Annotated in this window: 3 protein-coding genes; all 3 read left to right on the forward strand. The window is 35.0% G+C overall.

Annotated features, from left to right (window positions below; genetic code table 11):
• Positions 1–223: 223 nt before the first annotated feature.
• A complete protein-coding gene (locus QZ824_RS10675; RefSeq protein ID WP_291276000.1) occupies positions 224–1,927 on the forward strand; it encodes a hypothetical protein in 1,704 nt (567 codons plus the stop codon).
• Positions 1,848–3,971 (forward strand): T9SS type A sorting domain-containing protein, encoded by a 2,124-nt coding sequence (locus QZ824_RS10680; protein ID WP_291276001.1) that lies wholly within the window; start codon positions 1,848–1,850, stop codon positions 3,969–3,971. The genes QZ824_RS10675 and QZ824_RS10680 overlap by 80 nt, the downstream gene beginning before the upstream one ends.
• A gap of 283 nt (positions 3,972–4,254) precedes the next feature.
• Positions 4,255–6,279 (forward strand): hypothetical protein (locus QZ824_RS10685; RefSeq protein ID WP_291276002.1); only part of this gene is annotated, 2,025 nt, incomplete at its 3' end.

The raw sequence follows: 6,279 nt of genomic DNA on the forward strand, positions 1-6,279 counted from the left end.
AAAATTATTTTTTATTTTCTCTTTATTATCTACAATTGGTTACGACCAAAGTATAGATAATTTTTTGCCAGATAGAGGAATTATAAAAACATCTTTTTAGTTGCTGGTTCAGATTTTAGTGCTGTTCCAATATAGACAATGTAGTTTGCAATAATTTAATGAATTTACATTCTACTTTTATACAAATTTCTGTTTCTTTCAATTTTAACTTTAACAATTACTTATGAAACAATTATCTCCAAAAATTGAAGCATTAATTGCTTTAGTTTTGTTTTTTGCGTGTAGTTTGACTACACAATCTCAAACTGTAACTGCATCAAATCTAACCCCCGGTGCAACAAATGTGACTTACACATTTGCTTACAAGACAACACAATATATTCCTGCGGACGCCCTATTTTTTTTAATGTACTTTCCATGCGATATGTCTAGAACTCCTGAATCAAGTTGTCCCAATCCATCGGGTTATGCTGGTCCTCCTCAGCCGGGTGTTTTAAAGTCGTATCCATCAGGGTATAATTATTGGCCATGGTTCCCGCAAAATATTTCAGTTACCGTAAATGGCACTCTGATTACCAGTGGATTTATTCCATTAGGATGTAGTACCACTTGGGGGGATGGGGTCCAAATAAACAGGCACGTTGATACTCCAGTAGGTACTAATGTCGTGGTTACTGTAACAGGTGTAAACAATCCCACAACACCTGGAACTAGATTATTTGCATGGTCTTCTGGACCAGGACAAGGAACTGGTGGTTATCCAAACTACCCATATGCTTATGAAGTATGGTCTAAAACACTTACTTTTGGGTCAGTTGTTACTCCAGTAGCAACAGCTGTTCAATCTCCTTACGGTTCAGCAGCTTCTATTACAAATATGTTTTCATGTCCAAACAACTATTCAGCAGAAGGTGCTGCTATTGATATTACAGTATCTAATCTTTTTAGCAACCTTACTGTTTCTGTAGGTAGCAACTTTCAAATTTATAATAATTATACTGATCAATGGGTGAATTCATTTACTATTTCGCCAACCTATTGGTCCGATACGGCTTCATGTGGTATTCCCGATCAAATAAGTCAATGGATCCCTATTAGATTGAAAGCTAATGCCACAGCTGGCACTAAAACTGGTACTTTTACTTTATCAGCTACTGGAATGACAACAGTAAGTATTCCTGTTTCAGGAAAGGTTGGTACACTTGTAGCAGGAACCATTACTGGACCATCTCAGGTGTGTTCGGGTACTGAAGCTGAAGTAACATTAACTGGTTATAGTGGTACTTATTGGGAATGGGAAGAGTCTAATAACATTGATGGTCCTTATGAATATTTTACTTGGTCAGAACCTTTTGCTACTACAAATCCGGTAACACAAACTAAGTATATCAGGGCAAAGGTTAGTGCTGGGACAACAGCAACAAACCAAGGTAATGGTGAATATAATACTTGTGGATATGTGTATACACAGCCGTTTATGATAACTCCAATTACTTCTAGTACGTTAAGTGTTGCAGCCATATCAGGTCCTACTTCATTAGCTTCAAATGCTACAACCGCAACGTATTCTGTTCCTTCTGTTACAGGTGCTACGGGTTATGTTTGGGATTTACCTTCCGGTATGACCTTAACAAGCCAAACTGGTCCATCAGTTACTGTAGCCATTTCTTCTTTATTTACTAGTGGAACGATACGAGTTAAGGCATTGAGTGCTTGTAGTGAATCTCTTCAACGTTCATTGGTTATTACCAAAGCACCACTAGTTAGTTTTGCATTAACAGGAAGTACTACATTATGTCCTGGTACCCAACAGGTTTATACGGCTACTTCTGTTTCAGGAGGTAATTATGTTTGGACGGTTCCGTCTACTGCTAAACACATCAAGTATTACAGTTTCTATTTCTGGAGGAGTTTCAGGTTCCATTAGCGTTCGTTCAGTTTCTGCCTGTGGAATCAGTTTGCCACGCACGGTAAGTGTTGGTTCTTCTCCTATATTAGGTACAATTAGCGGTTCAACTATCGTATGTGGAGCAGTACAAACTACGATTGATACAAATGGTCAGGTTTTAAATAGTAATCCTTCTAATCAATATACCTACAAAGTTTCGCTAGTTCCAGGAGTTACGTCTTATCAATGGTCTGTTCCAGCGGGCGCTACACTTGTTAGTGGTCAAGGGTCAAATATTATTGTAGTTAGTTATGATTTATCTAGTTTTAATTCAGGTTTAATTAGTGTTCAAGGGGTTAATGGTTGTGGTACTGGAGTTGCACGTACTTTATCGGTCAGTACAGTTACAGGCAATATTTCAGGTCCGTCTAATATTTGTGGTTTAACTACTGCTACTTATAGTGTTCCATCTGATTTAGGTAATAATTTTGTTTGGACATTACCTACAGGTATGGCTATCACAAATGGTCAAGGTACTTCTTCAATTACAGTAAGCATTTCTCATCCATTAGATTTTGCTTCTAGTAATCAGGTTTCCGTTTCTTTTACTACAGCATGTGGAGGTTCTAAGAGTTTAAACTTTATTGTAAATTGTAATGAATACACTAAATTGACGGCTTCTTATTGTGGTGCTACAAACATTGCACCAAGTCAATGGTTGTTTGTTAATTCAGTTTCAGGGGCTACAGCTTATAAGTACAATGTTTATGATGCTACAGGAACCAACCTAGTTTTTTCAACAGAGCGTTCGGTTAGCTATTTTAGATTTTTAGAGAACACGTTTACTTATGGAACAACTTATAAAGTTAGAGTACAAGTAAAAAGAGGAGATACGTACGGAATAGAAGGTGTAGCTTGCTCAGTAACAATACAAGATGCAAATGCGGCTTTACAAGCGGCTTATTGTGGTGCGACTAACGTTACACCAAGTCAGTGGCTGTTTGTTAATAATGTAGTTGGAGCTACAGCCTATAAGTATAATGTTTATGATGCTGCTGGTACAAGCTTAGTTTTCTCAACAGAGCGTTCGGTAAATTTCTTTAGATTTTTAGAGAATACCTTCGCTTATGGTACTACATATCAAGTTAGAGTTCAGGTAAAACAAGGAGGTGTTTATGGTGTAGAAGGTTCAGCTTGTTCTGTAACCATTCAAGGTTTACCAGTAACATCATTAGATACGTCTTCTTGTGGAGCATCGAATGTAACACCGTATCAATTATTATCTGCAAATAGTGTAGTTGGAGCTACAGGTTATAAATTTAATATTTATGATGAAGCAGGTACGACATTACTATTTTCTCAGGAGCGTTCAGTACCTAATTTTAGATTTTTAGATAATCCATTTGTTTATGGTCAGATTTATCAAGTTAAAGTTCAGGTTAAGCAAGGCGGGGTTTATGGATCAGAAGGTTCAGCATGTAGTGTTTTACTAAGTAAGATGCCTTTGGTTACTTTGGTAGCTTCTCAATGTAATAGTACAATTAGTACAGCTTCAGATATCATATATGCAACGGCAGTAGCTGGAGTTACTACTTATAGATTTACTATCTACGATTCAAATTCAAATCAAGTAGCTCAGATAGAGCGTCCAAATAATTACTTTAAGTTAAATGATTTTGCTTATGTTCCTGGAGTTACTTATTCAGTTGCAGTAGCTACTAAGCAAGAGGGACAATCATATGGTTTGAATGGAGGGTTGTGTACAGTTAGTACACCAGCGCCTGTTGTAAGAGTAACAGCTGTTGATCAGGCGCATAAAGTGCATGTTTCAAATGTTGAGTCAATTAAAGTATATCCAAATCCATTCCAATCAGGATTTGTCATTGTTCCAATTGCTTCTGATTTAGGGGCGAAAGTGAGTTATGAAGTGTTTGATTTAACAGGTAAATTAATTGAGTCAAATGAATTGAGTGTAGAAGTAATACAAAACTATACGATAGGACAAGAATATGCTCGAGGAATGTATATTGTAAATATTACTCAAGGTACAAGCTCTCAAAGCTTCAAAATGATTAAACAATAAAGTTAGATTAAGTTTTAAAAAGGAAACCGTCTCAATGCAAATTGAGGCGGTTTTTTGTTTAAATGAATAAAAAGGAGGTTATTATAAACTTAATTTTCGGTTATTAAATTCTAAATGTAATGTTATGATAATTGTTGTTTTCTATTTTTGTTAGTAAAGTTATTTTAAATTTAAGCTATTGTTATTCAATGTTTTAAATTTATTTTTAGTTGTGAATTTCTATATTTTTTCTATATAAAAATGTGAAATATTAGAATTAGTTTTGTCCAAAATATTTAGAAAAATGAGAAAAAAACTTTATTTATTATTTTTGTTTCTATTTGCGCTTTTTGCTCAAGCACAAACATCAACATTTTATAATTTTAATACCCAAGGGGATTTGACTAATTATTTCACTAGAGGTAATACTGGTTATACTCAAGTAAGTCAATCAACTAATACAGGAATTTCTGGTTCAGGTGCTGTTTTTATCGGAAATACTTCTGCAAATGAAGTATACACAACGAAACAAGGTTATTCAAACGGAGGAGTAGGTTCTGTTTACGAATTCAGCAGCTTTGTGAAAAGTGAGTTTAATGCAGGTTATAGTGCAATTGGGTTTACTTCAGTTCCTAATCAAGTACATAGTAACAGTGGTAATCCAGCAATTTGTTTAGGAGTATCAGTTCATGGTGGAGGATTCATCTTTTTTAATAATTCATCGCAAAATTCGGGGAGTTGGCAATCTGGAGGTGTTGTTAATGCTTCAATGTTTGATTTGTTAAATAATGGTTCACCTGACAAATGGTATAAAATTGTACTTAAGATTACCGCGCAAGCTAACAATAATTATCATTTAAGGCTTGAAGTTTGGCCATCTAACGCTAGTGGTGTATTATTATATTCGTCTCCGTCAGCTGTACAAGAGAGAATTTATCAAAATAATAATATTGGTAATTCAACAGTTTTATATTCTTACTTTGGTTTTGGAGGATATAGAGTTTCTAATTTTGATAACTATTCTATGAACTTGCAAGGTTCCACAGTTATTAATCAAGGAGCTCCAGTTGTAGTTAATGGTACTGCTATTTTAAGTCCAATTTTAAATAATTCTATTGATATTGATGGTAATGTAACAGACGATAGAGATTTCTCTGTTTCTGATAAAGGTTTCGTTTGGAATACTTCAGGTTCTCCTACGATATCTGATAATAAGAAGTCTTATGGTAGTGGGGAAGGTTCCTTTAATGGAACTATAAATAATTTATCTCCAGGGACCTATTATTTAAGAGCCTATGCTATAAACTCAAATGGAGTTAGTTATGGTACCGAGCGAATTGTTGTAGTTCCAGTTCAGACTGGATTAATTACAACCGATAAATCAAATTTGCAATTTGATTTGTGTTCAGGAGATAGTTCTTTAACAAAATCATTTACTGTCTCGGCAACAAATATAGGTTCTAGTATTACTTTAGGTTCGGTAACAGGTTTTTCTTATTCGTTAGATAATGTTAATTTTTATTCTTCATTAAATATTAATGCTGTATCAGGTCAAGTGAATACAACTACTGTGTATGTTAAATTTACTAATATTGCTAATACTTCAAGTAATGGTATTCTTTCGGTAAGTGCTACAAGCGCCTTGGGACGTTCCGTTTCTCTTTCAGGAAATATTGTGTCAAATATTATTACTCAACAACCAGTTATAACAAACGCTAAAGTTTGTAAAAACTCAACTTCACAAACCATAAATGTTGTTTCACAAGGAGCTACAGCATATCAGTGGTATCAAAATGATTCGAATAGTATTTCTGGTGCAGTTTTAATTGCTGGTGCGAATTCAGCTAGTTATAATTTGCCAACAAGTTTATTAGGAACTAAATATTATTTTGTAAAAGTTTCAGCTGGTCAATGTGATTTTTACAGTAACATAGTTTCTCAAACGATTGTAAATCCTATTGTAAGTATTAGCGCTATATCAGGAACAAATAATTTATTGTCGAATGCTACAAGTGCAACCTATTCAGTCACTCCAGTAAGTGGTGTAGAAAGTTACATCTGGGATTTACCTTCCGGTATGACCTTAACGAGCCAAACTGGTCCATCAGTTACTGTAGCCATTTCTTCTGCATTTACTAGTGGAACAATACGAGTTAAGGCATTGAATGCTTGTGGAGAGTCTGTTCAAAGTTCATTGGTTATTACCAAAGCACCACTAGTTAGTTTTGCGTTAACAGGAAGTACTACATTATGTCCTGGTACCCAACAGGTTTATACGGCTACTTCTGTTTCAGGAGGTAATTATGTTTGGACGGTTCCGTCTACTGCT

The organism is Flavobacterium sp. (assembly GCF_021151785.1).
Classification (GTDB): domain Bacteria; phylum Bacteroidota; class Bacteroidia; order Flavobacteriales; family Flavobacteriaceae; genus Flavobacterium.

Coding starts and splice junctions, on each gene's coding strand:
- QZ824_RS10675 (WP_291276000.1), top strand. CDS start 224: ATGAAACAATTATCTCCAAAAATTGAAGCATTAATTGCTTTAGTTTTG.
- QZ824_RS10680 (WP_291276001.1), top strand. CDS start 1,848: ATGTTTGGACGGTTCCGTCTACTGCTAAACACATCAAGTATTACAGTT.